This window comes from Saliniferula longa (assembly GCF_050789285.1).
In the GTDB taxonomy this organism is placed as follows: domain Bacteria; phylum Pseudomonadota; class Alphaproteobacteria; order Rhodobacterales; family Rhodobacteraceae; genus CAVPWP01.
The window spans coordinates 61,097-87,705 of the sequence record NZ_JBOUVX010000002.1 but is presented as its reverse complement, the minus strand read 5'-3'; the positions used below and the strand labels follow the sequence as shown (position 1 = coordinate 87,705).

At 68.3% G+C, this 26,609-nt stretch carries 26 protein-coding genes, 1 tRNA gene and 1 riboswitch; of the genes, 20 read left to right on the top strand and 7 right to left on the bottom strand.

The genetic code is table 11. The features are described from left to right. Window positions 1–99 precede the first annotated feature (99 nt). The 10 genes from ACRDNQ_RS07000 (at window position 100) to ACRDNQ_RS06955 (ending at window position 11,822) form a co-directional block, all read left to right on the top strand. The gene (locus ACRDNQ_RS07000) at window positions 100–1,680 is read left to right on the top strand and encodes an arylsulfatase (protein WP_431827937.1); all 1,581 of its coding nucleotides are present in this window, start codon (window positions 100–102) and stop codon (window positions 1,678–1,680) included. A gap of 344 nt (window positions 1,681–2,024) precedes the next feature. Further along, the gene (locus tag ACRDNQ_RS06995) at window positions 2,025–2,987 is read left to right on the top strand and encodes a haloacid dehalogenase-like hydrolase (RefSeq protein WP_431827936.1); all 963 of its coding nucleotides are present in this window, start codon (window positions 2,025–2,027) and stop codon (window positions 2,985–2,987) included. Continuing rightward, window positions 2,984–3,442, top strand: coding sequence for a hypothetical protein (locus ACRDNQ_RS06990; RefSeq protein ID WP_431827935.1), 459 nt, complete (start codon window positions 2,984–2,986; stop codon window positions 3,440–3,442). Before ACRDNQ_RS06995 ends, ACRDNQ_RS06990 begins: the two co-directional genes overlap by 4 nt. Then, complete coding sequence (locus tag ACRDNQ_RS06985; protein ID WP_431827934.1) at window positions 3,439–4,455, top strand: AAA family ATPase; 1,017 nt, start codon at window positions 3,439–3,441, stop codon at window positions 4,453–4,455. Before ACRDNQ_RS06990 ends, ACRDNQ_RS06985 begins: the two co-directional genes overlap by 4 nt. Window positions 4,456–4,465: 10 nt before the next feature. Next, window positions 4,466–5,443, top strand: coding sequence for a DUF58 domain-containing protein (locus ACRDNQ_RS06980; protein WP_431827933.1), 978 nt, complete (start codon window positions 4,466–4,468; stop codon window positions 5,441–5,443). Continuing rightward, a complete protein-coding gene (locus ACRDNQ_RS06975; RefSeq protein ID WP_431827932.1) occupies window positions 5,440–5,958 on the top strand; it encodes a DUF4381 domain-containing protein in 519 nt (172 codons plus the stop codon). The genes ACRDNQ_RS06980 and ACRDNQ_RS06975 overlap by 4 nt, the downstream gene beginning before the upstream one ends. Beyond that, window positions 5,955–6,968: a vWA domain-containing protein gene (locus tag ACRDNQ_RS06970; protein WP_431827931.1), complete on the top strand. Its 1,014-nt coding sequence runs from the start codon at window positions 5,955–5,957 to the stop codon at window positions 6,966–6,968. The genes ACRDNQ_RS06975 and ACRDNQ_RS06970 overlap by 4 nt, the downstream gene beginning before the upstream one ends. Beyond that, window positions 6,968–8,536 (top strand): VWA domain-containing protein, encoded by a 1,569-nt coding sequence (locus ACRDNQ_RS06965; protein WP_431827930.1) that lies wholly within the window; start codon window positions 6,968–6,970, stop codon window positions 8,534–8,536. Before ACRDNQ_RS06970 ends, ACRDNQ_RS06965 begins: the two co-directional genes overlap by 1 nt. Further along, on the top strand, window positions 8,533–9,846 hold the full coding sequence (locus tag ACRDNQ_RS06960; protein WP_431827929.1) for a hypothetical protein: 1,314 nt from the start codon (window positions 8,533–8,535) through the stop codon (window positions 9,844–9,846). Before ACRDNQ_RS06965 ends, ACRDNQ_RS06960 begins: the two co-directional genes overlap by 4 nt. Then, complete coding sequence (locus ACRDNQ_RS06955) at window positions 9,843–11,822, top strand: cytochrome c3 family protein (protein ID WP_431827928.1); 1,980 nt, start codon at window positions 9,843–9,845, stop codon at window positions 11,820–11,822. Before ACRDNQ_RS06960 ends, ACRDNQ_RS06955 begins: the two co-directional genes overlap by 4 nt. 370 nt (window positions 11,823–12,192) lie before the next feature. Here ACRDNQ_RS06955 and ACRDNQ_RS06950 read toward each other — a convergent pair. Further along, window positions 12,193–12,268, bottom strand: a tRNA-Lys gene (locus tag ACRDNQ_RS06950). 177 nt (window positions 12,269–12,445) lie between these two features. Between ACRDNQ_RS06950 and dapF the strand changes: the two genes are divergently transcribed. From dapF to ACRDNQ_RS06910, 8 genes are all read left to right on the top strand, one after another. Next, window positions 12,446–13,243 carry a diaminopimelate epimerase gene (gene dapF, locus ACRDNQ_RS06945; RefSeq protein WP_431829083.1) on the top strand — a complete coding sequence of 266 codons (798 nt, stop codon included), beginning with the start codon at window positions 12,446–12,448 and terminating at the stop codon, window positions 13,241–13,243. Further along, window positions 13,240–14,508, top strand: coding sequence for a tRNA (N(6)-L-threonylcarbamoyladenosine(37)-C(2))-methylthiotransferase MtaB (gene mtaB / locus ACRDNQ_RS06940; RefSeq protein WP_431827927.1), 1,269 nt, complete (start codon window positions 13,240–13,242; stop codon window positions 14,506–14,508). Before dapF ends, mtaB begins: the two co-directional genes overlap by 4 nt. 143 nt (window positions 14,509–14,651) lie before the next feature. After that, entirely contained in the window at window positions 14,652–14,930 is a 279-nt protein-coding gene (locus tag ACRDNQ_RS06935) for a hypothetical protein (protein WP_431827926.1), read from the top strand. Beyond that, window positions 14,930–15,535 carry a glutathione S-transferase gene (locus ACRDNQ_RS06930; protein WP_431827925.1) on the top strand — a complete coding sequence of 202 codons (606 nt, stop codon included), beginning with the start codon at window positions 14,930–14,932 and terminating at the stop codon, window positions 15,533–15,535. The genes ACRDNQ_RS06935 and ACRDNQ_RS06930 overlap by 1 nt, the downstream gene beginning before the upstream one ends. Then, entirely contained in the window at window positions 15,532–16,179 is a 648-nt protein-coding gene (locus ACRDNQ_RS06925; RefSeq protein WP_431827924.1) for a LysE family translocator, read from the top strand. Before ACRDNQ_RS06930 ends, ACRDNQ_RS06925 begins: the two co-directional genes overlap by 4 nt. Window positions 16,180–16,334: 155 nt before the next feature. Next, window positions 16,335–16,898, top strand: a complete 564-nt coding sequence (gene petA / locus ACRDNQ_RS06920) for a ubiquinol-cytochrome c reductase iron-sulfur subunit (protein ID WP_431827923.1) — start codon at window positions 16,335–16,337, stop codon at window positions 16,896–16,898. Between the two features lie 13 nt (window positions 16,899–16,911). Next, entirely contained in the window at window positions 16,912–18,261 is a 1,350-nt protein-coding gene (gene petB, locus ACRDNQ_RS06915; protein ID WP_431827922.1) for a cytochrome b, read from the top strand. Window positions 18,262–18,279: 18 nt separating this feature from the next. Further along, on the top strand, window positions 18,280–19,107 hold the full coding sequence (locus ACRDNQ_RS06910; RefSeq protein WP_431827921.1) for a cytochrome c1: 828 nt from the start codon (window positions 18,280–18,282) through the stop codon (window positions 19,105–19,107). Window positions 19,108–19,160: 53 nt separating this feature from the next. Here the strand turns inward: ACRDNQ_RS06910 and ACRDNQ_RS06905 are convergent, their stop codons facing one another. From ACRDNQ_RS06905 to ACRDNQ_RS06880, 6 genes are all read right to left on the bottom strand, one after another. Further along, a complete protein-coding gene (locus ACRDNQ_RS06905; RefSeq protein WP_431827920.1) occupies window positions 19,161–19,856 on the bottom strand; it encodes a thiamine ABC transporter ATP-binding protein in 696 nt (231 codons plus the stop codon). After that, a complete protein-coding gene (locus tag ACRDNQ_RS06900; protein ID WP_431827919.1) occupies window positions 19,849–21,417 on the bottom strand; it encodes a thiamine/thiamine pyrophosphate ABC transporter permease ThiP in 1,569 nt (522 codons plus the stop codon). Before ACRDNQ_RS06900 ends, ACRDNQ_RS06905 begins: the two co-directional genes overlap by 8 nt. After that, entirely contained in the window at window positions 21,393–22,370 is a 978-nt protein-coding gene (gene thiB / locus ACRDNQ_RS06895) for a thiamine ABC transporter substrate binding subunit (RefSeq protein WP_431829082.1), read from the bottom strand. Before thiB ends, ACRDNQ_RS06900 begins: the two co-directional genes overlap by 25 nt. 53 nt (window positions 22,371–22,423) lie before the next feature. Continuing rightward, window positions 22,424–22,530, bottom strand: a riboswitch (TPP riboswitch). 214 nt (window positions 22,531–22,744) lie between these two features. Then, window positions 22,745–23,797 (bottom strand): RNA polymerase sigma factor, encoded by a 1,053-nt coding sequence (locus ACRDNQ_RS06890; protein ID WP_431827918.1) that lies wholly within the window; start codon window positions 23,795–23,797, stop codon window positions 22,745–22,747. Continuing rightward, window positions 23,794–24,141, bottom strand: a complete 348-nt coding sequence (locus ACRDNQ_RS06885; RefSeq protein ID WP_431827917.1) for a YciI family protein — start codon at window positions 24,139–24,141, stop codon at window positions 23,794–23,796. Before ACRDNQ_RS06885 ends, ACRDNQ_RS06890 begins: the two co-directional genes overlap by 4 nt. 18 nt (window positions 24,142–24,159) lie before the next feature. Next, window positions 24,160–24,744, bottom strand: coding sequence for a hypothetical protein (locus ACRDNQ_RS06880; protein ID WP_431827916.1), 585 nt, complete (start codon window positions 24,742–24,744; stop codon window positions 24,160–24,162). Window positions 24,745–24,958: 214 nt separating this feature from the next. On the opposite strand from ACRDNQ_RS06880, the gene aroC reads away from it, so the two are divergent. Beyond that, window positions 24,959–26,059 carry a chorismate synthase gene (gene aroC / locus ACRDNQ_RS06875; protein WP_431827915.1) on the top strand — a complete coding sequence of 367 codons (1,101 nt, stop codon included), beginning with the start codon at window positions 24,959–24,961 and terminating at the stop codon, window positions 26,057–26,059. Between the two features lie 97 nt (window positions 26,060–26,156). After that, on the top strand, window positions 26,157–26,582 hold the full coding sequence (locus tag ACRDNQ_RS06870; RefSeq protein WP_431827914.1) for a MarR family winged helix-turn-helix transcriptional regulator: 426 nt from the start codon (window positions 26,157–26,159) through the stop codon (window positions 26,580–26,582). The last annotated feature ends 27 nt before the right edge of the window (window positions 26,583–26,609 follow it).

Sequence of the window (26,609 nt, the reverse complement as noted above, 5' to 3'; positions counted from 1 at the left end):
TTGGGGATGGCTGACCAGGCCACGCCTTTCCGGTCGCAACCGCTGTCTCCCGAACGACGCCCGCTTTCGGGCAGTTCAAAACCAGGGAGACGACGCCCCATGATCAACCTCAGGTTCGCAACCACGCTGGCCCTCGCTCTCGGAGCGGCGGCGGCCCATGCCCAGGATGCCGATCCGCCCAACATCCTTGTCATTTGGGGCGACGACATCGGGCAATCGAACATCTCGGCCTATACCTTCGGCCTGATGGGCTACGAGACACCCAACATCGACCGGATCGCGGCCGAGGGCATGATGTTCACCGACTACTACGGCGAACAATCGTGCACCGCCGGACGCGCGTCGTTCATCATGGGCCAGTCGGTGTTCCGTACGGGCCTTTCCAAGGTCGGACTTCCCGGCGCCGAAGAAGGCATGCAGGTCGAGGATCCCACGATCGCCGGCCTCCTGAAGGACGAGGGCTACGCCACCGGCCAATTCGGGAAGAACCATCTCGGCGACCGCGACGAGCACCTGCCGACGAACCACGGTTTCGACGAATTCTTCGGCAACCTCTATCACCTGAACGCCGAGGAAGAGCCCGAGAACGAGGACTATCCGGGCGATCTGGTGCTGCCCGACGGCGAGACCTTCCGCGAGCGTTTCGGCCCGCGCGGCGTTATCCGCTCGTCGGCCGATGGCGAGATCGAGGATACCGGTCCGCTGACACGCCAGCGGATGGAGACCGTCGACGACGAGACGGTGGCCGCCGCGCTCGACTTCATCGAGCGGAAAGAGGCCGAGGGCGTTCCATGGTTCGTCTGGTGGTCGGGCACGCGGATGCACTTCCGGACCCACGTCGCCGACGACTTCCGCGCCGAGGCCAACGACATCGCAGGGCGCAGGTTGAGCGAATACCAGGCCGGCATGGTTCAGCACGATATGCACATCGGTCAGTTCCTCGCGAAGCTCGAGGAACTTGGAATCGAAGACAACACGATCGTGCTCTATTCGACCGACAACGGCCCGCACATGAACACGTGGCCTGACGCCGGGATGACGCCGTTCTGGGGCGAGAAGAACACGAACTGGGAAGGCGCCTGGCGTGTGCCGGCAATGGTCCGCTGGCCGGGTCAGATCGAAGCCGGATCGGTCTCGAACCAAATCGTCCACCACATGGACTGGTTGCCCACCTTCCTTGCCGCAGCGGGCAACGAGACGATCAAGGAAGATCTTCTCGATGGCGTCACCAACCAGTCGCTTGGTCGCGATTACCGGGTCCATCTCGACGGCTACAACATCCTGCCGATGCTGACCGGCGAGACCGACGAGAGCGAGCGCAAGGAGATCTTCTACTTCTCCGACGACGGAGACCTGATGGCCCTTCGCTATATGGACTGGAAGATCATGTTCCTCGAGCAGGAAGCCTGGTCGACCTTCCGGGCCTGGGTCCAGCCGCTGACGCCGCTGCGGACGCCGCTTATCTTCAACCTGCGCCAGGATCCGTACGAACGCGCCTACCGCACGTCGAACACCTACTACGACTGGATGCTCGACCGTGCGTTCATGCTCGTGCCGGCGCAGCAGTACGTGGCGAATTTCCTGGCGACCTTCCAGGAATATCCGCCGCGGCAGGAAGCGGCTTCCTTCAGCCTCGACAAGGTGCTGGAAACGCTGTCGCAGCCCGGCGGCGCCCAGTAGCCCATGCAACCTGACGCCCCGGACACGAATCCGGGGCGTCGCTCGACGGTCGGCGGCGGCCCAGCGCTCCCTCGGGCGGCCCGCCGCCGGCCAGCTCCCCGCGGTGCGTTGAGTCAGGAAGAACCTACGACATGAGCCCTCGTTTCTTGATTCTCATCCCCCCTCACGCTTGCGGCCTCGGCGGGCAACGACCCGACGGATCGACGTTTGTCGAACCACGCGAGGTCACCGTCCTCACACCCAACGGTGCGCAGGTGCCAGGACAGGTGCGGGCCTGCCGGCAGTAGATGATCGGCCGCGGCACCACCTGACGCCGCGCAGCCGATCCCCAAGGGAGCGATCAGATGCACCAGCCCATCGCCATCTTGTTCAATTTCGGCGACGCTGCCCCTGTTCTTGCCGATCCCTTGCCCTCGTGGAACGACACCGTGGCGAAAGCGAGGATCATCGCCTTTGTCGAAAGCGTGACCGACCCGTCCTCTCCCGATTACGTCACTCCGGCAAACCGGATCGCCGTCTTTGACGACGACGGGTGCCTCTGGGCCGAGCAGGCGGTGCATCTTCAGCTCATCCACGCGATGGACCGGCTGCGCGAAAAAGCCGTGGCCGATCCATCCATCCTGACGTCCGATGTCCTGCGGGCCGCCTGCGCGGGGGACGTGGAAGCCATGCGCGCCGGCGGCGCCAAAGGCGCGATCGAGGTTCTGAATGTCCTGCATTCGGGGATGTTCGTGCCTGACTTCCAGGCCGACGTGCGGGACTGGCTGCGGACCGCGACGCACCCCGATACGGGACTACCCTACCGCGACATGATCTATCAGCCGATGCTCGAGCTTCTCGCCTACCTGCGGGACGAGGGGTTCGAGACCTGGGTCGTCTCGGACGGCAGCGTGCACTTCCTGCGTATCCTCGCGGAAGAAACCTATGGCATCCCGCCCGAACATGTCCTGGGATCGGCCAACCCGACGGAACCAGACGATGGGACCGCGCAGGTGTTGAAGCTGCCCGGCATCGCCTTCGGGGGCGACAAGGCCGGAAAGACCGTCGGACTCGAAAGCCGTATCGGACGGCGACCGATCTTCGCGGTAGGCAATTGGGACGGAGACTTCCAGATGCCCGCATACACCGTGGCGGGGGGCGGCGCCCGCTTCGCGATGATCGTCCACCACACAGACGGCGGACACGAGGCCGCCTGCGACCCGGACAGCCGCGCCGGGCAACGCGTCGGCGGCCTCGATGCGGGCCCTGGCCGGGGCTGGCTGTTCGTCGACGTGGCCGAGGACTGGGAGCAGGTATGGTCCAGATGAGGTCCGTCTGGCCAGTCGCGGCGGTCGCCACCTCGGCGCATGCTCGGTTCCCCGCGCCGGCCCGCCCGACACCCGAGAAGTCGGAGTTCGCTCTGAACCGAAAACAGTTTGCGAAGCGGCATCGCGCCGAGGGCGACAAGAGGTTCCATCTGAAGGGCTTCGACGCGTCCGAACCCGCCGGGGTCTCTGTCGCCTACCCCGACGCGCGAAAGCTCTGGGTCGGCTACCGGGAGGTTTGCGAAGAGGCCATCGGGGCCACCGCCCGCGAGGATCCGCCCCGGTGCGTCGTCGCCTCCGGCAACACGTGGTGCATGCCGCTCGTTGTCTCGGCCGTGCCGTCGGAGGCGCTGCAAGAGCTTGCTCCGCACGTCCCGGAGGTCATCGGCGCGGCCTGGAAGACCACGACGGCAGCCCGGGCGAGGCTTGCCGGCGAAACGGGGGATCAGATGGCATGAACGAGTCAGGCAGACCGGCAGACGAAACCGCGGCCCGCGAGCGGATCGAGGAATTGCGGACGCGGATGGGCGAGGCGATCATCGGCCAGCGCGACGTGATCGAGCGGCTGCTGATCGGGCTGCTGGCGAACGGCAACCTGCTGGTCGAGGGGTTGCCCGGCCTTGCCAAGACGCGCGCGATCAAGGCGCTCGCCCGGAATCTCGACTGCAACTTCTCGCGCATCCAGTTCACACCGGACCTCCTGCCCTCGGACGTCACGGGGACCGAGGTCTACTACCAGTCCGACAAGGGCGGCGAGTTCCGGTTCGAGCCGGGACCGATTTTTGCCAATATCGTGCTGGCAGACGAGATCAACCGCGCCCCCGCCAAGGTGCAGGCCGCGCTGCTCGAGGCGATGGAGGAGCGACAGGTGACGGTGGCCGGCACGACGCACAGGATGGAGCCGCTCTTCATGGTCATGGCCACGCAGAACCCGATCGAGCAGGAGGGAACCTATCCGCTGCCCGAAGCGCAGATGGATCGCTTCCTAATGCACGTCATGATCACCTTCCCGCCGGTCGAGGACGAGGTCCAGGTGATCCGGCTGGTACGCGGAGAAGAACAGGCGGCACAGACCACCGACGACGCGAAAGACAAGACGATGCCCGAGCCGATCCCGCAGGACGCCGTTTTCGCGTCGCGCCGCGCCATCGCCGCCCTTCATGTCGCGCCCGAGATGGAACGCTACATGGCCGATCTGGTGAACGCGACGCGCATTCCGGCGGACTTCGGTGACGACCTCAGGCGCTGGATCGAGATCGGCGCCTCGCCCCGCGCCTCTCTCGCGCTCGACAAGTGCGGCCGGACACATGCCTGGCTCGCCGGGCGCGATTACGTCGATCCCGAGGACGTGCGCGCCATCGTCGCCGACGTCATGCGGCACCGGCTGCGCCTTACCTACGAGGCGCAGGGCGAAGGCGTCACGCCGGACGCCGTGGTGGCCGAGATCGTGCGTCAGGTGGCGCTGCCCTGAGGAAGAGGCCATGCAGGACCGCGCCGCCCGAATCCGCACCGCAACGCTGCCTGCCGCGCCGCGAGTGGCCCGTGACCCGCGCATCCATGCCGATCTCGAGCACCTGCGCACCCTCGATCGGCGTGCGACGGGTCTGAGCTTCCTGCCGCGCCAGCCGGCGCGCTCGATCCTGAACGGCCGCCATGCCTCGCGCCTGCGCGGACGGGGTCTGAACTTCGAGGACCTGCGCGACTACCTGCCGGGTGACGACATCCGCGCGATCGACTGGAAGGTGACGGCCCGCACCGGCCGCCCCCATGTCCGGGTCATGACCGAGGAACGCGACCGCCCCGCGCTGATCGTCGTGGACCAGCGCATGAGCATGTTCTTCGGTTCGGTGCTGAACATGAAGTCCGTGACCGCCGCCGAGGCCGCCGCGCTGTCGGCCTTCCGCATCCTCGATCAGGGCGACCGCGTCGGCGGAATCGTCTTCGGCGACGCGGTGGTCGCCGAAGTCCGGCCGCAGCGCAGCCGGGCCGCGCTGAACCGGTTCCTTTCAGCCCTTGCCGAGGCGAACGATCTGCTGCGCCCGGATGCACCGGCGGTCGAACCCGTCGGGCTGACGCAGGTGATGCGCGCCGTGGCCCGGATCGCGCCGCGCAACCACCTTGTCATCGTCCTGAGCGACTTCGACGGAATCGACGACCAGACGGCGCGCATCGTCTCGGGGCTTGCGCGGAGGAACGATCTGGTCCTCGTCACGGTCACCGATCCCCTGGGCGAAGGCCTTGAGACGAACGTTCGGCTCGTCGTGTCCGACGGCACGCTCCAGGCCGAGATCGACACGCGCGGCGCGGACTCGCGCAGACGGTTGCGCGATTTCGCGACGGGCCGGCTTGCGGAAGTGCTCGACTGGCAGCGCCGCTTCGGCGTGCCCGTTCTTCCGCTCAGCGCCGCCGAGGAGACGTTGCCGCAGATGCGTCGGCTCATGGGGCTTGGTCCGCGATGAACGGGGGCGAGACCGATCACGCGGGTCCGGTGAACCTCGTCGATCTGATCGACGCGCTGATCGAGCCGTCCGAGCCTGCGCCCGTCCCGCTTGTTCCGGAGACATGGGGCTGGGCCTTGCTCGCCGTGATCGCGGCGGGGCTCTTCGTGTGGCTTGTCCGGCGACGGGTGGCGCACCGTCGCGCCAATGCCTATCGGCAGGCCGCGCTGGCCGAACTGGCGCAAGCGACGACGCCGGCAGAGATCGCGGTGGTCCTGCGCCGCGCCGCTCTTGCGGCGTGGCCCCGCGAGGACGTCGCGGGGCTTGCGGGCGCGGACTGGATTGCCTTTCTCGACCGCACCGGGCCGGACGGCTTTTCCGAGACGACCGGGCGCGAGCTTGTCACGGCGCCCTGGCGCGGCGGCGCGACGACGGCTTCGCCGGCGCTGCGGCGCGCGGCGGAGAGCTGGCTTCGCACCCATCGGCGCGAGCCGCCGAACGAGAGCCGCGCGCGGCGGCAGAGGGATGCCGCATGATTGGCCTGGCCGCGCCCTGGGCGCTATGGCTCCTGCCCCTGCCGATCCTTGTGTGGCGCCTTGTTCCGCCGCACCGGGAGCGCGAGGAAGCGGTGCGGTTCCCCTTTTTCCGCCGCGTGACCGAGGCCGCGGGCGTCGAACCGCGCGCCGGTGCGGCGGTGCTGTCGCGGCCGTGGTTCGCCACGGCAGCCGGCGCGCTTTGCTGGGGGCTGGTCGTGCTGGCGCTTGCCCGGCCCGAGCGCGTGGGCCCGCCGGTCACGACCGAACGCGCCGCGCGCGACGTCGTCCTTGCCATCGACATCTCGGGCTCGATGGACGCGCGCGACTTCGCGACCCCGGACGGCGGGCGCAAGCAGCGCCTTGCCGGCGTGCGCGACGTCGTGACCTCCTTCGTCGCGGGCCGCGACGGCGACCGGATGGCGTTGATCGTGTTCGGCTCCGCCGCCTACCTTCAGGCCCCGTTGACGGACGACCTCGACACGATTCTCGCTCTTCTCGACCGGACGGAGGTGGGGATGGCGGGGCCGCACACGGCGCTTGGTGACGCGATCGGGCTTGCCATCCGGACCTTCGAGGCATCGGATATCGACCAGCGGCTTCTGATCCTTCTGTCCGACGGATCGGACACGGCGAGCCGGATGAGCCCTGTCAACGCCGCCGAGATCGCCGCCGACAGGGGCGTCGAGATCTACTCGATCGGCGTTGGCGATCCCGAGGCCACGGGCGAAAACCGGGTGGACCTTGCCACGCTCCAGGCCGTCGCGGACCGGTCCGGTGGAGAATATTTCTTCGCCGAGGACGAACGCGCGCTGCAGGAGGTCTATGATCGGATCGACGCGCTCGCCCCGCGCGAGGTCGAGACGCTGTCCTACCGACCGCGCCAGTCCCTGTCGTGGGTGGCGCTCGCCTCGGCGGCGGTGATCGGGACTGGCACGCTGGCGATTCTCCATCTCGGGGCGACGAGGCGGCGCGCGGCGGGGCGCCGGGCGTTGGCGACGGGGACGCCGTGATGGATGCCGCACTCTTCCTCGAGGCGTTCCACTTCCTGCGCCCGCTCTGGCTTGCGCTTCTGCCGGTCATCCTGGTCCTGTGGTGGTCGGTGCGGCGGTCCGCGCGCGCGCGCGGACTTCGTGCGGAGGGCATTGCCCCGCATCTGCGACAGGCCCTGACGGTCGGTCGGGGCGGGGCGGGGCGGCTCAGACCCGTGGACGGGGTGGCGCTCACGCTCGCGCTTGCGGCGCTTGGTGCTGCCGGCCCGACCTGGTCGCGCGTGCCCGACCCCTTCGCCGCGCAGTCGGCTCCGGCCGTGGTGGTGCTGGCGGTCACGCCGTCCATGGAAGCCGGCGACATCGCGCCGTCGCGCCTGGAGCGCGGCAAGCAGAAGATCCGCGATTTCCTCGACCTGCGGGCGGGCGCGCGGACGGCGCTCGTCGCCTATGCCGGCACCGCCCATGTCGTTGTTCCGATGACCGAGGACCCCGGCGTGATGGTGCCCTATCTCGCCGGCCTGTCGCCCGACATCATGCCGGCCGTGGGCGCGGCCGCGGCCGATGCGCTCGCCCTGGCCGAGGCGCTTCTCGCCGAAGAGGCGGACGGCGGGGTGGGCGGCATTCTTTTCGTGACGGACGGCATCGATCCCGCGGACGTCCCCGCGCTCGGCGAAAGCGGACAGGCGGTCTCGGTCCTCGCGATGCTTCCTGACGGGGCGCGCGACCGGGGCATCGATGCGCTGGGTCTGCCCGTCGTGCCGGTCACGCCCGACGACGCCGACATCCGCCGCATCGACGCGCTTTTGAACGCCGCCTACACCCGCGCGCAGCTTGAAGACGGCGACCAGCCGTGGGAGGACCGCGCGCACTGGCTTGCCTGGCCGGCGGCCGCACTTCTGCTGCTGTGGTTCCGACGCGGCTGGACGATGCGCTGGACGGCGCTGGCCGCGCTTGCGGTCGCGTGCGGGCTGCCGGGTGCCGCCCGCGCCGACGGCCTCGTTGACTGGTTCCTCACGCCGGACCAGCAGGGCCGGCTCGCTTACGAGAACCGGGACTTCGGCCGCGCGGCAGAACTTTTCGTCGACCCCCTCTGGCGCGGCTATGCGCTCTACCGGCACGGACAGTACGAGGATGCTGTGACCGTTCTCGACCGCGTCGAGACCGCCGAGGCGGCGTTCATCCAGGGCATGGCGCACATCAAGTCGCGGGGATACCGCGACGGGGTGCGCAGCTTCGAGACGGCGGTGGCGCGCGACCCCGACTTCCCCGGCGCCGCCGAGAACCTCGAACAGGCGCGGCGGATCGTCGAGTATGTGGAGGACCTGCGTGAAGCGGAGGACACCGGAGAAGATGCCGGTATCGGCGCAGACGAGGTCGTGCTCGACAACGAGGCGGGACGCGGCACGGAGACCCAGATGGAGGTGCCCGAGGAGGGTGACGGGCCCGGCCTTATGTCGACGGAGCAGTGGATGAACACGGTCGACACGCGCACCGGGGATTTCCTGCGCATCCGCTTCGCGATCGAGGACGCGGCGCGCGTGTCCAATCCCGTGGCGGCCGACGGCGGCGGCGAGGAGGGCACCGAATGAGGCCCGGCCCGACCGCGTTCATCCTTGCCGCCCTTCTGGCCGGCCAGCCGCTTCAGGCGCAGTCGGCCGACCCGGCGCCGCCGCCCGAGGAGGCATCTTCCGGGCAGCCGGTCCTGCGCGTCGATTTCCCCGAGACAGAGGCGGTTCCGGGGCAGTTCCTGACCCTCCGTCTCACCGTGCTCGTTCCGAGCTTCATGACGGCCCCGCCGGTGTGGCCAGGATTCGAGGCGCCGAACCTGCTGGTCCGGGTGCCCGAAGGCGGCACCAGCCCGGTGTCCGAGCGGATCGACGGCGACACGTGGTCAGGCATCTCGCGGCGCTACCGGATATCCCCGATGCTCCCCGGCGCCTTCGCGCTTCCCGCGCAGGAGGTCGTCGTGACCTGGGCGGACGCCACCGCGGACGGGCCCGTGCGCACGACACTTTCGACCGGGGCGCTGGCACTTTCCGGCGTGCTGCCCGAGGCTGCCGAGGGGCTCGATCCCTTCGTCGCCGCGTCAGACCTGTCGCTGACCCAGCAGATCGCGGGCGACCCATCCGCCATGGTCCCGGGCGACAGCATCACGCGCACGATCACCGTCGAGGTGGCGGGCGTCTCGCCCATGTTCCTGCCGGCCCTTCTGCCGCCCGGTGAGGTCGCGGGCCTTGCCGCCTATCCCGACACCCCCGTCGTCGAAGAGACGGAAAACCGTGGTCAGCTTGCGGGGAGCCGCGTGGAAAGCGTCACCTATGTCGCCGAAGGCGGCGGGTCGGGGACGCTTCCGGAAGTCGTGCTGCAATGGTTCGACATCGACACCGGCACGGTCGAGACGGCGCGCGCAGACGCCGTGGCGATCGCGGTCGACGGCCCTCCCGCCGTCCTCGCGGATCCCGACGGGCGCCTGCGGCTTGCCATGCTTGCCGCAGCCGGGGTGGCGTTCGCGGCGCTCCTCGCGCTTTGCCTGCGCCTGGTCCTGCCGTCCCTGCGCCGGCGGGTCGCCGCGCGGCGTGCCGCCCGGCTGGCGTCGGAGAGCCATGCGTGGCGCGCGCTTGCGCATGTCGTTGCCCGGCGCGACCACGCCACGCTTCACCCCGCGCTCGATCTCTGGGCGGCCCGCACCGAGGGACGTGATCCGCGCCGCGATCCGGACGTGCAGAAGGCACTCGCCACGCTCGGGCGCGCGCGCTACGGCTCGGGCAACGAACCGACGACCAGCCCGGATGACGCCTGGCGCGCGCTCGACGGCGCCTTGCGCGCTGTTCGGCGACCTGCGAACGCCGGCGCGCACATCAGCGCGCTTCCGCCTCTGAACCCTGGAGCCACCACATGATCCATCGCCTTCTCCTCCCGTTGACCACGCTGGTGGTTCTTCTTCCGGGGCTCGCACCGGCCGGCGAGGGGTATGTCGGGTCCGCGTCCTGCGTCTCCTGCCACGAAGAGACCGCAGAGGCCTGGGAGGGTTCGCACCATGCGCTTGCCTGGACCTGGCCCTCGCCCGAAACGATCGTGGCCGATTTCGACGGCACCGTTTTCGAGCACGACGGGATGACGGCGCGCTTCCGCATCGAGGGCGGGGACTACCATGTGGAGGTAACCGAGAAGGATGGCGCCACGACCGACTACCGGGTCCATTCGGTTGCCGGAATCGAGCCGCTCCAGCAATATCTCCTCGAGACCGAGCCGGGTCGGCTGCAAAGCTTCGACGTGGTCTGGGACACCGAGACGGGTGGTTGGTTTCACCTTTACCCCGGTCAGGACCTGCCGCCCGACGACGGCCTTCACTGGACCGGTCACTACAAGAACTGGAACGCGCGCTGCGCGGAATGCCACGCCACAGGCTATGAGAAGAATTACGACGCCCAGACGCGCAGCTACGCCTCGGTACAGGCCGAGATTGGCGTCGGGTGCGAAGCCTGCCACGGCCCGGGCGAGGCGCATCTCGCCTGGGCGGAGGCCCTGGGCACAACCCGCGAGGCGCCCACCCCACCCGGCTATGGCTTCCCCCAGACCTTCGGCACGACCGAAGCGACGATCCAGCAATGCGCGACCTGCCATTCCCGGCGCGAAGCGCATGACGACGCCTCACCCCTGCCGGGCACGCCCTATCACGATTCCTACGGCCTGGCCCTCCTCCGCCCCGGTCAGTATCACGCCGACGGGCAAATCCTCGACGAGGTCTATGTCTACGGATCGTTCCTGCAGTCGAAGATGTACGCCAAGGGCGTCGGCTGTCTTGATTGCCACGACCCGCATCGGGCAGACCTCGTGGCCGATGGCAATGCCGTCTGCACGCAGTGCCATTCGCCCGCCGGGAACCCGGACTTCCCGACGTTGACGCCGGCCGAGTACGACACGCGCGCCCACCATTTCCACGAGGAAGGCTCGGAGGCCGCGCAGTGCAAGTCCTGCCACGCGCCCGAACAGGTCTACATGGGCAACGACTGGCGGGCGGACCATTCGTTCCGCGTGCCGCGCCCCGATCTGGCGGCGGTGACAGGCGCGCCGGACGCCTGCACCACATGCCATGCCGACAAGGGCGCGGACTGGGCCGCGGCTGAAATCGCACGCCGCTTTCCGCAAAGCGACAACCGGGGCGACCACTACGGCCTGACCCTTGCGCGCGGGCGCGACAATCCCGTAGCGGGCGCGGGCGGCCTTGCCACGCTTGCCATGGACGCAGACGCACCCGGTATCGTGCGGGCAACGGCTGCGTGGCTTCTGGAGCAGTCCGAGAGCGAGGAGGTGGCCGAGCGGCTTGTCCCGCTTCTGTCCGATCCCGATCCGCTGGTCCGCGCCGCCGCCGTCGGGGTGCAACGCCTTGCTCCGCCGCAGGACCGGGTGGTGCGGGTGGTGGACCTGCTCGACGATCCGATCCGGTCTGTCCGGATCGCGGCGGCGCGCGCGCTGCTCGACGCGCCCGTGGCCCGTTACCCGGGCCGGATCGAAGCGGCCTTCCGGGCCGCCATGGGGGAATGGCAGTCCGCCATGGCGAGCCGCCTCGACTTTCCCGAAACCCACCTGCAGCTCGCGGGCATTTCGCTGACCATGCGGAACCTAGAGGCGGCGGATCGCGCCTTCGCCGAGGTCGTGCGGATGGATCCGCAACGCCAGGAAGCCTGGGTCATGAGGGTTCGGATTGCTGCAGCGATCGAGGGCCCCGAGCGCGCGCTCGCGATCGTGGACGAGGCGCTGGCGGTGCTTCCCGACGACCTGACCCTTCTGGGCTTCCGGGCGGAACTTGGCGGCGCACCGATGCCGCCGGACGCGCTGCTGCCGCCTCGGTCGTCCACGGTCGAACAGCCATGACTTCGGGGCGTCTCTCCAGAAGGCGGGCGATACCTAAGACGACCGCCCGGGACACATCCCGGAGTCCAAAGTGTATGGTGGCGCACCTTTGAGCGACGAGCCGGAAGGGATCGTCGTGCCGTGCACGTTCGCGATGCCCTGTCCGGCAAGAACCTGCCCGGATTTCGTGGACGGCGTCTCTCTTTTGTGGGTGCGGACGGGCGGGACCGCCCTCGCGCCGCAATGGCCGTTGCGGCGCACCTTGGGCTGGCCGCGGCCTCATCGTGGCGCGGCACCGAGTCTGGAGGCAACCTGCCATTCCCGTAGCTGTCTGATGGCTGTGCCGAAAAACAAAGGGCTCAGCCGTTTCCGGCCGAGCCCTTGTTTCAAGTGGTGAGCCGTACTGGATTCGAACCAGTGACCCACTGATTAAAAGTCAGTTGCTCTACCAACTGAGCTAACGGCCCATACCACAAGGTCGCACGGCGACAGTCGTCCCCGCACGGAGGGGGTCACTAAACCCCACTCTGCGAAGCGTCAAGGCACAATCGCCCCTCGCGCGCCCCTCGCGCTTCCCAAGATGCCGGACAGCCGCTATATGCCGCGCGATGCGCAGGACCGCTCCCTCCCGTTCCGTGCCGTTCATGAAGATGCACGGGCTTGGCAATGACTTCGTCGTGATCGACCGGCGAAGCCATCCGGTCGATCTGCGCGCCGACGAGGTGCGCCTGATCGGGGACCGTCATCGCGGTGTGGGGTGCGACCAGCTTGCGCTGATCGACGCCGACGCAGAGGCGGACGCGCGGCTGACCTTCTTCAACGCGGATGGAACGACCTCGGCGGCCTGCGGAAACGCGACGCGCTGCATCGCGCGGCACCTTATGGCGACCGAGGGCAAGGCCTCAGTCACCCTGCGCACCGAGCGTGGACTTCTGGCCTGCGAGGATGCGGGCGGCGGTCTGACCCGGGTGAACATGGGCGCGCCGCTTCTGGCCTGGGACGAAATCCCCCTCGCACAAGCGATGGACACGCTTCACCTGCCGATCGCGGGCGATCCGGTGGCCACAGGGATGGGCAATCCCCACTGCACCTTCTTCGTCGACGACGCCGAGGCGGCGGATATCGCCGCCATCGGCCCCGGTTTCGAAACGCACCCCTTGTTTCCGCAACGCACCAATGTCGAACTGGTCGAGGTCCGTGACCCCGCCACCCTCCGCGTGCGGATCTGGGAACGCGGCACGGGCGTCACGCTCGCCTCCGGGTCGTGTTCCTGCGCGGCGGCGGTGGCGGCGGCGCGGCGGGGGCTTGTCGGACGCCGGGTCGCGGTCATCGTCGACGGCGGCACGCTCGAGATCGACTGGCGCGACGATGGCGTCTGGATGACCGGACCCATGGCGCATGTCTTCGACGGGGTGCTGCACTTAGACCAGGGGGCGACATGAACGCCAACCCGCCCGTCTTCGCGACCTTCGGTTGCCGTCTGAACGCCTACGAGACCGAAGCCATGCGCGAGATGTCGGCCGCGGCCGGCCTTGGCGACGCGGTGGTCGTCAATACCTGCGCGGTGACGGCCGAGGCGGTGCGAAAGGCCCGGCAGGAGATCCGGCGCCTCAGGCGCAAGCACCCGACCGCCCGCCTCATTGTCACGGGCTGCGCTGCCCAGACCGAGCCCGCGACCTTCGCGGCGATGCCCGAGGTCGACCTTGTGCTGGGCAATTCCGAAAAGGGCCGGCCCGAGACCTGGGCAGGTCTTGCGGGCGGGCTGATCGGCGAGACCGAGAAAGTCGTGGTCGACGATATCATGGCCGTGACCGAGACCGCGGGCCATCTGATCGACGGATTCGGCACCCGAAGCCGGGCCTATGTCCAGGTCCAGAACGGCTGTGATCACCGTTGCACCTTCTGCATCATCCCCTACGGGCGGGGCAATTCACGCTCGGTCCCGGCCGGCGTGGTGGTGGACCAGATCGGCCGGCTGGTGGCCAGGGGCTTCAACGAGGTCGTGCTGACCGGGGTCGACCTGACAAGCTGGGGGGCGGACCTGCCGGGTCAGCCGAAGCTCGGCAATCTTGTCCGGCGCATCCTGACGCTGGTGCCCGAGCTTCCGCGCCTTCGGATCAGCTCGATCGATTCGATCGAGGTCGACGAGGATCTCATGGAGGCGATCGCGACCGAGGCGCGGTTGATGCCGCATCTTCACCTCAGCCTGCAGGCCGGCGACGACCTGATCCTCAAGCGGATGAAGCGGCGGCACCTGCGCGACGACGCGATTCGCTTCTGCGAAGAGGCCCGGCGCCTGCGGCCCGGAATGACCTTCGGCGCCGACATCATCGCGGGGTTTCCCACCGAAACGGATGCGATGTTCGAGAACTCGCTGAAGCTGGTCGAAGAGTGCGGGCTGACCTGGCTGCATGTCTTTCCCTATTCCCCGCGCGAAGGGACCCCGGCGGCCCGGATGCCCCAGGTTCGGGGCGAGGCGATCCGCGACCGGGCCGCGCGCCTGCGCGCGGCTGGCGACCGGGCTGCCGCGCGGCACCTTGCGTCCCTGGTCGGGACCGAGGCGGCGGTGCTCATGGAAAGCCCCCGGATGGGACGGACCGAGACCTTCGCCGAGGTCGACTTTGCGTCCGATCAGCCCGTGGGCGACATCGTCCGGACACGGATGGCCGGGGTGGCCGAGGCCCGCCTTCAGGCGGCGGCGTTCTAGACCGGCGCCCCGACTGCCGTCGACGCCGGCGCCTCCGATGTCCGTGCACTGATACCCACGCATGGGATGCCAGTGGACAGGGACGAACGGCTTCCCATATCCTGTGGCAGACGACCAGGAGACGGATCGAAGGAAACCGACCCATGGCCCTGCCCCTTGCCCCCATCGCCGGTGTCGCGCTGCGCTATGGCGCGATTGCGCTTGCGACCTACGCGATCACCCGCAGCGCGGCCGTTGCCCGCCGCGATCAGCGCGCCGAGGACGCCATGGACGAGACCGGGGAAGGTCTGTTCTGGCGAAAGGACGCCGAGCAGATGAACGCCAGCGGCCGCATGAAGCGGACCTTCCGCTTCGGTACGGGTGGTCCCGGGATCGAGATCGACGCGACGGCGCTGACGCGAATCCGTGTGCGCCGCGTCTGATGCAGCTGTTTGACAGCGCCGCGTCGCCCTTCTGCCGCAAGGTGCGCGTGCTTCTGCACGAAACCGGGCTTCTGGGCGATGTCGAGATCGTCGCCGTCGCGAACAGCCCGTTGGCGCCCGATGACCAGAACAAGGCGAAGAACCCGCTGGGCAAGATCCCCACGCTGGTGCGCGCCGACGGCCCCGCGATCTATGACAGCCGGGTGATCTGCCGCTATCTCGACGCCCTGGCCGGGTCCGGCCTTTATCCCGACCGCAGCCTGTGGGAGACGCTGACGCTCGAGGCGACGGCGGACGGCATCATGGATGCGGCTGTCCTGATGGTCTACGAAGGCCGGGTGCGCGACGAGGCGATGCGCAGCGAGGCCTGGGTCGAGGCACAGTGGACGAAGGCGGCGCGCGCCCTTGATGCGATCGAAGCGCGCTGGATGAGCCACCTTCACGGCAAGCTCGACATGGGCCAGATCGCCGTCGGCTGCGCGCTGGGCTACCTTGATTTCCGCCACGGTCCGCGCAACTGGCGCGCCGGGCGCCCATCGCTGGCGGCGTGGTACGGGACGTTCTCGGCCAGGCCCAGCATGGAGGCGACGGTTCCGCCCGCGTGACGCTGCCCGCCAGTGCCTTTCTCACCGTGTGGACGATCCTTGCGCTGAACATCCTGTCGCCGGGTCCGAACGTGTTGAACACGATCACCGCGGCCATGGGATCGGGGCGCGTGGCCGGGCTGGCGTCGGCGGCGGCGGTGGGACTTGGCATCGGCCTTTGGTGCCTTGGGATGGCGCTTGGGATGACGGCCGTCTTCGCCGTCGTGCCCTATGCGCACGAGACGCTGACCGTGATGGCCGCCGTCCTTCTGATCTGGTTTGCCTCCAGGTATATCCGCGCAGGCTGGCAGGGCGTTTCGGGGCGTGAGGCGACGCTGAGGGGCGTCGCCGGGCTTGGGCCGCGCCAGTCCTTCCTGCGCTCGTTGTCGATCAACGCGACCAATCCCAAGGCGCTGACCACCTGGATCGCGATCCTGGGCATTTTCCCGACGGCCGAGGCCTCGGCCGGCGACATCGCGCTTCTGACGCTTGGGGCCTGTCTTCTGTCGCTGGGGATCCATACTTTCTATGCCGCGATCTTCTCGACCCGCGGGGCGGCCGCGCTTTACCTGCGCGCGGCTCCGCTCATCAACCTTGGCGTTGGCGTCTTCTTCCTGGGATTCGCCGTCAGGCTGACCGCGCCCCTGCTTGCCCGGGCGCTGTAGGCGCCCCCATGCGACCAAAGGCGCAGGGAATTCGCGGCATTGTGCGCTGGACGCCACCAAGACACGCCGCTACATAGCCGCGGGAATGGCCGCCCTGTGGATGCGGCCGCTATGCCTGTTGGCCCGCGTCGCGGGCTTCGGAGATGGAGAATACCGTGTCCCACGCAGAAAACGACGAAGGCACACGCCGCGACTTTCTTTTCTATGCCACGGCCGGCACCGGACTGGTTGTCGGCGGGGCGGCGGTCTGGCCGCTGGTGAACCAGATGAACCCGTCCGCCGATGTTCAGGCGCTGAGCTCGATCCAGGTCGACGTTTCCGAAGTGGCCGTCGGCACCCAGCTGACGGTGAAATGGCTGGGCAAGCCCGTCTTCATCCGGCGGCGGACCGAGGAAGAAATCCTTGCCGGTCGCGAGGTCGAGATTTCCGACCTGATCGACCCTCTGGCCGAGAACGCGAACATCGCGGCCGGTGATCCGGCCACCGACGAGAACCGGACCCTCGACGAAGCCGGCGAGTGGCTGGTCATGATGGGCGTCTGCACCCACCTTGGCTGCGTGCCTCTGGGGGATGGCGCCGGGGATTACGGCGGGTGGTTCTGCCCCTGCCATGGATCGCACTACGACACCGCTGGCCGCATCCGTCGCGGACCCGCCCCGCGGAACCTTCCGGTTCCGGTGGCGGCGTTCGTTGACGAAACGACGATCCAGCTCGGGTAAGGGAGAACAGGAAATGTCCGGAATTCCCCACGATCATTACGAGCCGAAGAGCAACGCCGAGAAGTGGCTGCATCGCCGGCTGCCGATCGTCGATCTGATCTACAACACGCTGATGATCCCGACGCCCAAGAACCTCAACTGGATGTGGATCTGGGGCATCGTGCTGACCTTCTGCCTCGTGCTGCAGATCGTCACCGGCATCGTTCTGGTGATGCACTACACGCCCGACACGTCGCTGGCCTTCGCCAGCGTCGAACACATCATGCGCAACGTGAACGGCGGCTTCATGCTGCGTTACCTGCACCAGAATGGGGCGTCACTGTTCTTCCTGGCGGTCTACTTCCACATCTTCCGGGGGCTCTACTACGGGTCCTACAAGGAGCCGCGCGAAGTCACCTGGATCATCGGCATCCTGATCTACGTGCTGATGATGGGCACCGCCTTCATGGGCTACGTGCTGCCCTGGGGCCAGATGTCCTTCTGGGGCGCCACGGTGATCACCGGCCTCTTCGGCGCGATTCCCTTCGTGGGCGAAAGCCTTCAGACCTGGCTGCTGGGCGGGCCGGCCGTGGACAACGCCACGCTGACCCGGTTCTTCTCGCTGCACTACCTGCTGCCCTTCGTGATCCTCGGGCTGGTGGTGCTTCACATCTGGGCCTTCCACACCACGGGCAACAACAACCCGACGGGCGTCGAGGTGCGGCGCACCTCGAAGGACGTGGCCGAGCGTGACACGCTGCCCTTCTGGCCCTACTTCGTGATCAAGGACCTGTTCGCGCTGGTCGTGATCCTGGCGGTGTTCTTCGCGGTCGTGGGCTTCATGCCCAATTACCTGGGCCACCCCGACAACTACATCGAGGCGAACCCCCTCGCGACGCCCGCGCACATCGTGCCGGAATGGTACTTCCTGCCGTTCTACGCGATCCTGCGGGCCTTCGACGACAGCGTCTGGGTCGTGCAGTTCGCGTCCTTCATCACCGGCGGCATCATCGACGCCAAGTTCTTCGGCGTGCTGGCGATGTTCGGCGCGATCGTGGTGATGGCGCTGGCGCCCTGGCTTGACACCTCGTCGGTGCGGTCGGGTCGTTACCGCCCGATGTTCAAGTGGTGGTTCTGGCTGCTGGTCGTGGACTTCATGGTCCTGATGTGGGTCGGCGCCATGCCGGCCGAGGGGATCTATCCCTACATCGCCCTGATCGGATCGGCCTACTGGTTCGCGTACTTCCTCGTCATCCTGCCGCTTCTGGGCGTGATCGAGAAGCCGCTGCCGCAGCCCGCGACGATCGAAGACGACTTCAAGGCCACCTACGGCAAGTCGAAATCGACCGGTGGCGGTCTTGCCGACCCGACCCCGGCCGAGTGAGAAAGGAAAGCTGAGAAAATGCTGAAACGCGTGACACTTTCCGCCATCGCCGCACTTGGGCTGGCCCTTGGGCTGTCCTCGGGGGCCGCTCAGGCCGCCGGCACCACGGGCCATGTGCATGACTTCTCGTTCTCGTTCGAAGGGCCGTTCGGAACCTACGACACGATGCAGCTTCAGCGCGGTCTTCAGGTCTACACCGAAGTCTGTTCGGCCTGCCACGGCCTCAAGCAGGTGCCGATCCGGACGCTGGGCGATCCGGGCGGGCCAAGCCTGCCCGAGGATCAGGTCCGGGCCTATGCCGAGTTCTACGAGGTCTGGGATCCGACCCTCCTGGATGGCGAAGGCGATTTCCGTCCGGCGCGCCCGACCGACCACTTTCCAGGGTCGAATCTGGCGAACGCCCCGGACCTCAGCCTGATGGCCAAGGCGCGGGCTGGCTTCCACGGCCCCTACGGTACCGGCCTGAACCAGCTGTTCCGCGGCATGGGCGGCGCCGAATACATCGCCTCGCTCCTGGCCGGCTATACCGGCGAAGAGAAGGAAGAGGCGGGCACGATCCTTTACGAGAACACCGCCTTCCCGGGGGGCTGGATCTCGATGGCGCCGCCGCTCTGGGGTGACGACGTCGTGTTCGAGGATGGTGCGCCCACGGATCTCGAGTCGATCGCGCAGGACGTTTCCGCCTTCCTGATGTGGACAGCCGAACCGAAGATGATGGCGCGCAAGCAGGCTGGCTTCACCGGCGTGCTGATGCTGTCGATCCTTGCGGTGATGCTTTACCTGACCAACAAGCGCATCTGGGCGCCGGTCAAGCGCGCGGCCAAGGGCACGCAGCCGGCCGAATGAGCACCCGCCTCAGGTGACAAACGTCGGGGCGCGCCTGTGTGGCGCGCCCCTTTTCATGTGCCGATATAGGCGCGCAGCGCCTCGGGCGGATTGTCGAAGAGGGCCTGTGTGGGTCGCGGCGGATGGGCAAGGCCGTTCTCGAAGAAGATGGTTTCGTCCGCGATTCGGCGCGCATCGCCCGGGCTGTGGCTGACCATGAGGACGGTCATGCCCGCCTCTTCCGACAACTCCGCAACAAGGTCCAGCATCTGCGCCTTGAGCGCGGGACCAAGGCCCGAGAAGGCTTCGTCCAGAAGCATGAGCGGACGGTCGCGGATCAATGTGCGCGCCAGCGCCACGCGGGCCTGCTGGCCCCCCGACAGATCGCCGGGCTTGCGCGCCTCCAACCCCGTAAGGCCGACGCGGGCAAGCGCGTCCGTGACCCTGCGGCGATCCCCTTGGGTCAGGCGCAGCGCCGGCGAAACGCCAAGCCCGACGTTCGCGGCCACGTCGAGATGGGGAAAGAGGTTCTGGTCCTGAAAGATCGTCGAGACCGGGCGCGCGCCCGGCGCCAGCGGTGTGAGATCCCGCCCCTGCCAGAGGATGCGGCCCTCGTCGGGGCTGTCGAACCCGGCGATCAGCGACAGCAGGGTGGATTTCCCCGCCCCCGAGGGGCCGACGATGGCCACGCGCTGGCCGGCGTCGACCGTCCAGTCGGCGGTCAGGGTGAAGTCGCCCCGGGTGAACCGCAGGCGCTGAAGCTCAAGCATTCCGCCGGCCCCCGCGGTCGAAGACCCAGAACAGGGCAAGGCTGATCGTCACCAGAAGAAGGGCGGCGGCGGCGGCGTCTGCCATGCGGTAGGCGCCCATGAGGTTGTAGACCTGCAGCGGCAATGTCGGTGCCTGAGGGTCGGCGAAGAGCACGATGACGCCAAGGTCGCCCATCGACAGCGCCGCGGCAAGGCCTGCGCCGAACCCGATCGGGCGCGAGAGGCGCGGCAGGTAGACCAGGCGCAGCCGTGCGAGGAGCGGCATGGCAAGGCTGTCGGCAAGGCGGCCATAGTCGCGCAACGTCTCCGACACCGCCGGCATCAGGACCCGCAGCGTGAAGGGCAGTGCCATCAGCGCATTGACAAGCGCGGTCACTGGAAGGGCCAGCGCGCGCGGATCTGCAAGCGGGTAGAGAAGGATGAACAGCCCCGTGCCCATGACAAGGGACGAGGCCGCGACCGTCAGATAGCCTGCGCCCTCGATCAGACCCGCGCGTCCCGGCGCGCGGGGGGCAAGGCTGGCGGCGCCCGCGGCGATGGCGCTGGCAAGGCCCAAAGTCAGTGCGGCTGAAGCCAGCGCCACGAGGATCGACCGCAGCGTCGCCGGCCAGATCCCGGCAGGCAGCTCGGCAAGGCGCGGCAGCCCCGCCGCGGCCACGGCGCCCAGGGGGAGCAACAGGAACAACGTGACAAGACTGATCGCGGCGATGTCGATGGCGCGAAGGGCCGGGGTCTGCGCGTCCCAGCGTGCGACCGGGCGGTCCAGCCCGGTGCCGAAGCCCGATGGCGTCGTAAGCCGCCAGGCCAGGGCCGTGGCCGCCAGGGTAAGGACGATCTGAACCAGCGCCAGGAGCGCCGCCTTGCCCAGATCGAAGTCGAAGCGGAACGCCTGATAGATCGCCAGTTCGACCGTCGTGGCCCGGGGGCCGCCGCCAAGGACAAGGGCGACGGCGAAGCTGGTCAGGCAGACGAGAAAGATCACCATCGCCGCGCCGGGGGCCACCGCGCGCAGCATCGGCCGTTCGATGGTGCGTGCGATGTCGGACGCGCTCATCCCGAGCGAGGCGGCAAGCCGGAAGCGTTCGGCGGGAACGGATTGCCAGCCCTGCAGAAGGAATCGCGTGGCAAGCGGCAGGTTGAAGAAAACATGGGCCAGGATGACCCCATGTGCGCCGTAGATCGACAACGGCGCGAACCCCGCAGCCCCGAGCGCCCGGCTGACCAGCCCGTTCTGTCCGAAGACGGCCACAAGCCCAAGGACCGCGACAATCACGGGAAGGATGAAGGGCGCCCCAAGAAGGGTGACGAGAAGCCGCCGCCCGGGAAAGTCGCGCCGCGCAAGCGCCCGCGCCACGGGAATGGCAAGCGCCACGCTGAGGGCCGCGGACACCAAGGCCTGCACCACCGTGAAGCGCACCGCCGCCCAGTCGGCGGGGCCGAGGACGGCAGGCGTTTCGGCCCGCAGGAAGACCGCGATCAGGGGGCCGGCGACGAAGGCCGCGACAAGCGCGGCAGCCCCGGCCCCCGCCGCGACCGCTAGCGGCTCAGCGCGGCGCGCCATTCGTCCAGCGCGCCATCGCGCATCTTCTCGGCCTCGTCGGGCGACATCAGAAGCGCTGTTTCAGGGGTGATCAGCGTCTCGAAGCCGTCAGGCAGGCCCGCGTTCGGCGTTACCGCGGGATACATCCAGTTCGTCGTCGGGATGACCGACTGGAACGCGTCCGTCAGCATGAAGTCGAGAAATCGCTGCGCGAGCGCCGGCTGGTCGGACGAGGCCAGGAGGCCCGCGACCTCGACCTGCATGTAATGGCCTTCCTCGAAGGGCGCCGCGGCCTTGGTCGCGTCGCCCTCGGCAATAAGGTGGTAGGCGGGCGAGGTCGTGTAGGACAACACCATGTCGGCCTCGCCTTCAAGGAACAGGCCATAGGCCTCGGACCAGCCGGGCGTGACCGTGACGATGTTGTCGGACAACGCCTCCCAAAGCGCGGGGGCCTCGTCCCCGAAGGCCGCCTTCACCCACATCAGAAGTCCCAGGCCGGGGGTCGAGGATCGCGGGTCCTGGATCAGGATCGAGACATCGCTGTCGGCAAGGGCGCGAAGGCTGGTGGGCGGTTCCGGCAGGCGCGTCGTGTCATGGACGAAGGCGAAGTAGCCCCAGTCGAAGGGCAGGAACAGCGGGTCGTCCCAGGCCACCGGCAGATCGAATGCAAGGCCGGTGCGGCCATGGGGGGCGAAAAGCCCGGTTTCTGCCGCGCGGCGGGTGAGGTTGGTGTCAAGGCCAAGCACCACGTCGGCGTCGCTCCTGGCGCCTTCCAGTTGAAGCCGCGCCAGAAGCGCCGCGCCATCGCCCGCGCCGACGAACTGCACGTCGCAGTCGCAGGTTTCCTCGAAGGCCGCCTCTACTGCGGGGCCGGGGCCCCAGTCCGAGATGAAACTGTCATAGGTATAGACGGTAAGGACGGGTCTGTCCTGTGCCTGCGCCGCAAGGGCCGTTGCACACAGAAGCGCCGTCATGGTCAGGGTGGTCTTCATGTCATCCTCTACGCATGCCGGGCGGGGTTCGGGTAGAGGAACGCTCTGACCTTCCCTCCGCCGGTATTAGCCGGTTCAGGTTCGACGGGTTCGCGCATGCCGCGCATCTCAGCCCTGTTGCAGGGCACCCCGAGGTAGGGCCGAACATAGTCCTCCGGCGGCCGGGCGCAAGGCCCTCATGATCGGGGAAGGGCGCCCTTGCGTCGCGCAAGGAAGGCGCGGACCGTGGCATCGTCGGACAGCGCGATCGCCCGGTCATAGGCGCCGGCCGCGTCGGAAAGCTCGCCCGCGGCGGCAAGAAGATGGGCGCGGACCGCCCACCACGGCTGGTAGGTGGCCCGTCTGGCCAGGTCGGCCTAGTCAAGGACCGCCAACCCCGCCCGCGCGCCTTCGGTTTCACCCAGCGCGGCGGCAAGGCCTGTCAGCGCGCCGATCGTGGGATGAAGCGCCTGAAGGCCACGATAGAGGCCGGCGATCGCCGGCCAGTCGGTGCAGCCGGTGCGGCGGCGGTCGGAATGGACGGCCTCGATCGCCGCCTCGATCTGATAGCGGCCCAATGTGGGGTTCGCCGTGGCGCGCCGCATGACGGCGTCGGCCTCGGCGATCATCGCGGCGTCCCACAGGGCCGGGTTCTGGTCCTCGAGCGCGACGTAGGCCCCTTCGGCGCCCCGGCGCGCCGGTCTGCGGGCTTCGGAATAAAGCATGAGCGCGAAAAGCGCCTGCGCCTCGGGCTGATCCGGCATCCGGGCCGCAAGGAGACTGGCGAGCCACAGCGCCTCCTGCGCAAGCGAGGTCGACTTCACGTCGCCGGTTGCAAGGCCGTCGGCGCCGACGGTGTAGGCGGCATAGACCGCGTCGAGGACATGCCCGAGGCGCGGCGCCATGTCCTGAGGTTCGGGCAGGGCAAAGCCGATGCGCGCCCCCTCGATCTTGGCCCGGGCCCGGGTCAGCCGCTGGCCCAGCGTCCCGGGCGGGACAAGAAAGGCCTGGGCCATGCGGCCCGCGTCAAGCCCGAGCACCAGTTGCAGCATCAGCGGCGTGCGCATCCGGGCGTCGATCGCGGGATGGGCGCAGACGAACATCAGGTTCAGCGTCTGGTCGGGGGTGACGGCCTCGGCCATCTCGGTGCGTTCCTCTTCCAGAAGGACAAGATGGGCCTCGGCAGCCCGCGCCACCCTTGCGTGCCGGACCGCGTCGGTGGCGCGGTTGCGCGCCGTGGCGATCAGCCAGGCCTCGGGCCGGTCGGGGATGCCGCGTTCGGGCCAGGTTTCAAGCGCGCGCAGAAGCGAGTCGGACAGAAGGTCGGCCGCCGCATCGACGCTGCCGGTGCGGGCGGCCAGGGTGGCGACGAGCCTGCCGTAGGACAGGCGCGCCACCTTTTCGATCTCGGCAGAGGCCGGTCCGGTCATTCGCCAAGGGTCAGGACGGGTCGCACCTCGACGGCGCCGAAGACGGCCGCCGGGTTTCGCGCCGCCCAGTCAAGCGCGGTGTCGAGGTCTGGCACGTCGACGATGTAGTAGCCGCCAAGATGCTCCTTGCTGGCGGCATAGGGGCCATCCTGGATATCCCGCACGCCGTCGCTGATCCGCAGGGTCGAGGCGGTATGCGGTGGCAGAAGCGCGTCGCCCGAGACGAAGATACCCGACGCGATCAGCGCCTGCGTGTAGGCGGCCCAGACGGAAACATCCATGGATTCGGGCGCCGGGGCCGAGCCGTCGCCCGGCAGGGTGTAATGCAGCATCATGTATTTCATCGGTCTGTCCTCTGATCGTCAGCGCGCCACGACGGCGGGAAGAAGGGCGGTGGGCCGCTTGTCGGCTGTGCACATGTCGTTGTCGGCGGGACGCTGGCCGAAGTGAAGCCCTTCGTCGGACAGAGCGATCAGATCGTGATCCTCGCCACAGACCGCGACCGGGGCCCATGCGGCGCAGCCGCTGGCGGAGATGTCGGTTTCGAGGTTCACGGTCAGTCCGCAGTCCGCCATGCCCATCCCGGCGATGATCTCGGGCACGTCGGTGAGCAGGGTGACATGTTTCCAATCCTCGTCGAAAACCGTGTCGTAGGCCCCTTCGACGATCTGCGAGGCCGCGCCGACGCGATAGGCGCCGCCGGTGCGGAACTGGAACGTGCGCATCGTCATCGCGGGATCGAGAGCATGGGTGAAGATGAGGCTCCATTGCCCGTCGGCGAAGACGAACTCTCGCGTGCCGTAGCCACCGTACCACTCTTCGACGGCGGGGCTGACATAGGTTCCGTGAAGCGTCCGAAGCGTCGCGGCGCCAGAGGCGTCGGACAGCGCCGGCAGGGCGGCGCACGCGGCGGTCGAAACCGCGAGGGCGCAAAGAAGGATTTTCATTGGTCTGTCTCCATCTGGCCGACGCCCCGATTGACGCCGATACCCAGAAGACGTCCTGCGGGGGGCGGATTCCTACATCGGGCCAGAAAAAAGAGGTGCGGGGGCTCTGCCCCCGTCGCCTTTCGGCGACGCCCCCGGGATATTTCCGGGTCGATGGAGGCGCCTTGCGTTCCGCTTCTTGAGGCGGGGACGGTTTGGGGGTAGGCGTCGCCGCATGAGCCTGAACACATTCGGACATCTCTTCCGCGTGACGACCTGGGGCGAAAGCCACGGGCCGGCGCTGGGCGCGACCGTCGACGGTTGCCCCCCGGGCGTGCCGCTGGCCGAGGCCGACATCCAGGTCTGGCTTGACCGGCGCAAGCCCGGGCAATCGCGCTATACGACCCAGCGCCGCGAGGCTGACGAAGTCGAGATCCTGTCGGGTGTCTTCGAGGGGCGGACCACCGGAACGCCGATCCAGCTGATGATCCGCAACACCGATCAGCGGTCGAAAGACTACGGCGAGATCGCCGAGGCGTTCCGTCCGGGCCACGCCGACATCACCTACTGGCAGAAGTACGGCATCCGCGACTATCGCGGCGGTGGCCGGTCGAGCGCGCGTGAAACGGCGGCGCGGGTGGCCGCGGGCGGCGTGGCGCGGGCGGCGCTGGCACGATTGCTGCCGGCGGCGTCGATCACCGGCTACATGGTGCAGATGGGTCCACGGGCGATCGACCGCGCGCGCTTTGATCGTGACGAGATCGACCGCAATCCCTTCTGGACGCCCGACCCCGTCGCGGCGGCTGACTGGGCCGAGTATCTGGACGATCTGCGCAAATCGGGCAACTCGGTCGGCGCGGTGATCGAGGTGGCCTGCACAGGCTTCCCGCCAGGTCTTGGCGCGCCGGTCTATGGCAAGCTCGACACCGATCTGGCCGCGGCGATGATGTCGATCAACGCGGTCAAGGGGGTCGAGATCGGCGACGGGATGGCGTCGGCCGCGCTGACCGGCGTCGAGAACGCGGACGAGATCTCGATGGGTCCGGAGGGTCCGGTCTATGCCTCGAACCATGCTGGCGGCATCCTTGGCGGCATCTCGACCGGTCAGGACATCGTGGTGCGCTTTGCGGTGAAGCCAACGTCGTCGATCCTGACGCCGCGCCGGACCATCAACCGGGCCGGGCAGGCAGTCGACCTTGTGACCAAGGGCCGGCACGATCCCTGTGTCGGAATCCGCGCGGTCCCGGTGGCCGAGGCGATGGCGGCCTGCGTCCTGCTGGACCATATCCTGCTGGATCGGGGCCAGACCGGCGGGCTGCGGGGCACTTTCGGCTGAAAATTTCGGGGTTTCGCTCCCAATCATGGACCCGCGACTTGCGTCGTGGCGCCTTTCGTGGCGTCCTTGCGGATGTGTGGTGACAGGGGAGAGTAAAGTGACGAGGTTCGTCCTTGAGGGATTCCTGCCCTATCAGCTTGCCGTGGCGGCTGAGAGGGTCAGCAGGGAATTTGCGCGAACGCATCAGAAGCGGTTCGGGATCTCGATACCCGAATGGAGGGTTCTGGCGTACCTGAGCCGCGTCGACGCGGTCAGCGTGCGCGAGATCCACGCCAGGGTCGAGATGGACAAATCGAAGATCAGCCGGGCGGCCAGCCGTCTCGAGGCGGCGGGGTATGTCTCGAAACAGGTGAACAACGGCGACCGCCGTCTGGTCGAGCTGTCATTGACCGAAGCCGGGCGTGCGCTGGTCGACAAGGTTCTGCCCGAGGCCATGACCTATGAAGCCCGGGTGATGGACGAGCTTGGCGACCATGGCGAGGCGTTTCGCGCGGCGCTTGCCGTTCTGACCACGCTTCGCTGACCGGGCGCTGGCGCGACGACGCAGCGT

What these genes read in the sequence shown, in the direction of transcription:
- ACRDNQ_RS07000 (WP_431827937.1), top strand. Translation starts at nt 100, where the DNA reads ATGATCAACCTCAGGTTCGCAACCACGCTGGCCCTCGCTCTCGGAGCG.
- ACRDNQ_RS06995 (WP_431827936.1), top strand. Translation starts at nt 2,025, where the DNA reads ATGCACCAGCCCATCGCCATCTTGTTCAATTTCGGCGACGCTGCCCCT.
- ACRDNQ_RS06990 (WP_431827935.1), top strand. Translation starts at nt 2,984, where the DNA reads ATGAGGTCCGTCTGGCCAGTCGCGGCGGTCGCCACCTCGGCGCATGCT.
- ACRDNQ_RS06985 (WP_431827934.1), top strand. Translation starts at nt 3,439, where the DNA reads ATGAACGAGTCAGGCAGACCGGCAGACGAAACCGCGGCCCGCGAGCGG.
- ACRDNQ_RS06980 (WP_431827933.1), top strand. Translation starts at nt 4,466, where the DNA reads ATGCAGGACCGCGCCGCCCGAATCCGCACCGCAACGCTGCCTGCCGCG.
- ACRDNQ_RS06975 (WP_431827932.1), top strand. Translation starts at nt 5,440, where the DNA reads ATGAACGGGGGCGAGACCGATCACGCGGGTCCGGTGAACCTCGTCGAT.
- ACRDNQ_RS06970 (WP_431827931.1), top strand. Translation starts at nt 5,955, where the DNA reads ATGATTGGCCTGGCCGCGCCCTGGGCGCTATGGCTCCTGCCCCTGCCG.
- ACRDNQ_RS06965 (WP_431827930.1), top strand. Translation starts at nt 6,968, where the DNA reads ATGGATGCCGCACTCTTCCTCGAGGCGTTCCACTTCCTGCGCCCGCTC.
- ACRDNQ_RS06960 (WP_431827929.1), top strand. Translation starts at nt 8,533, where the DNA reads ATGAGGCCCGGCCCGACCGCGTTCATCCTTGCCGCCCTTCTGGCCGGC.
- ACRDNQ_RS06955 (WP_431827928.1), top strand. Translation starts at nt 9,843, where the DNA reads ATGATCCATCGCCTTCTCCTCCCGTTGACCACGCTGGTGGTTCTTCTT.
- dapF (WP_431829083.1), top strand. Translation starts at nt 12,446, where the DNA reads ATGAAGATGCACGGGCTTGGCAATGACTTCGTCGTGATCGACCGGCGA.
- mtaB (WP_431827927.1), top strand. Translation starts at nt 13,240, where the DNA reads ATGAACGCCAACCCGCCCGTCTTCGCGACCTTCGGTTGCCGTCTGAAC.
- ACRDNQ_RS06935 (WP_431827926.1), top strand. Translation starts at nt 14,652, where the DNA reads ATGGCCCTGCCCCTTGCCCCCATCGCCGGTGTCGCGCTGCGCTATGGC.
- ACRDNQ_RS06930 (WP_431827925.1), top strand. Translation starts at nt 14,930, where the DNA reads ATGCAGCTGTTTGACAGCGCCGCGTCGCCCTTCTGCCGCAAGGTGCGC.
- petB (WP_431827922.1), top strand. Translation starts at nt 16,912, where the DNA reads ATGTCCGGAATTCCCCACGATCATTACGAGCCGAAGAGCAACGCCGAG.
- ACRDNQ_RS06910 (WP_431827921.1), top strand. Translation starts at nt 18,280, where the DNA reads ATGCTGAAACGCGTGACACTTTCCGCCATCGCCGCACTTGGGCTGGCC.
- ACRDNQ_RS06905 (WP_431827920.1), bottom strand. Translation starts at nt 19,856, where the DNA reads ATGCTTGAGCTTCAGCGCCTGCGGTTCACCCGGGGCGACTTCACCCTG.
- ACRDNQ_RS06900 (WP_431827919.1), bottom strand. Translation starts at nt 21,417, where the DNA reads ATGGCGCGCCGCGCTGAGCCGCTAGCGGTCGCGGCGGGGGCCGGGGCT.
- thiB (WP_431829082.1), bottom strand. Translation starts at nt 22,370, where the DNA reads ATGACGGCGCTTCTGTGTGCAACGGCCCTTGCGGCGCAGGCACAGGAC.
- ACRDNQ_RS06890 (WP_431827918.1), bottom strand. Translation starts at nt 23,797, where the DNA reads ATGACCGGACCGGCCTCTGCCGAGATCGAAAAGGTGGCGCGCCTGTCC.
- ACRDNQ_RS06885 (WP_431827917.1), bottom strand. Translation starts at nt 24,141, where the DNA reads ATGAAATACATGATGCTGCATTACACCCTGCCGGGCGACGGCTCGGCC.
- ACRDNQ_RS06880 (WP_431827916.1), bottom strand. Translation starts at nt 24,744, where the DNA reads ATGAAAATCCTTCTTTGCGCCCTCGCGGTTTCGACCGCCGCGTGCGCC.
- aroC (WP_431827915.1), top strand. Translation starts at nt 24,959, where the DNA reads ATGAGCCTGAACACATTCGGACATCTCTTCCGCGTGACGACCTGGGGC.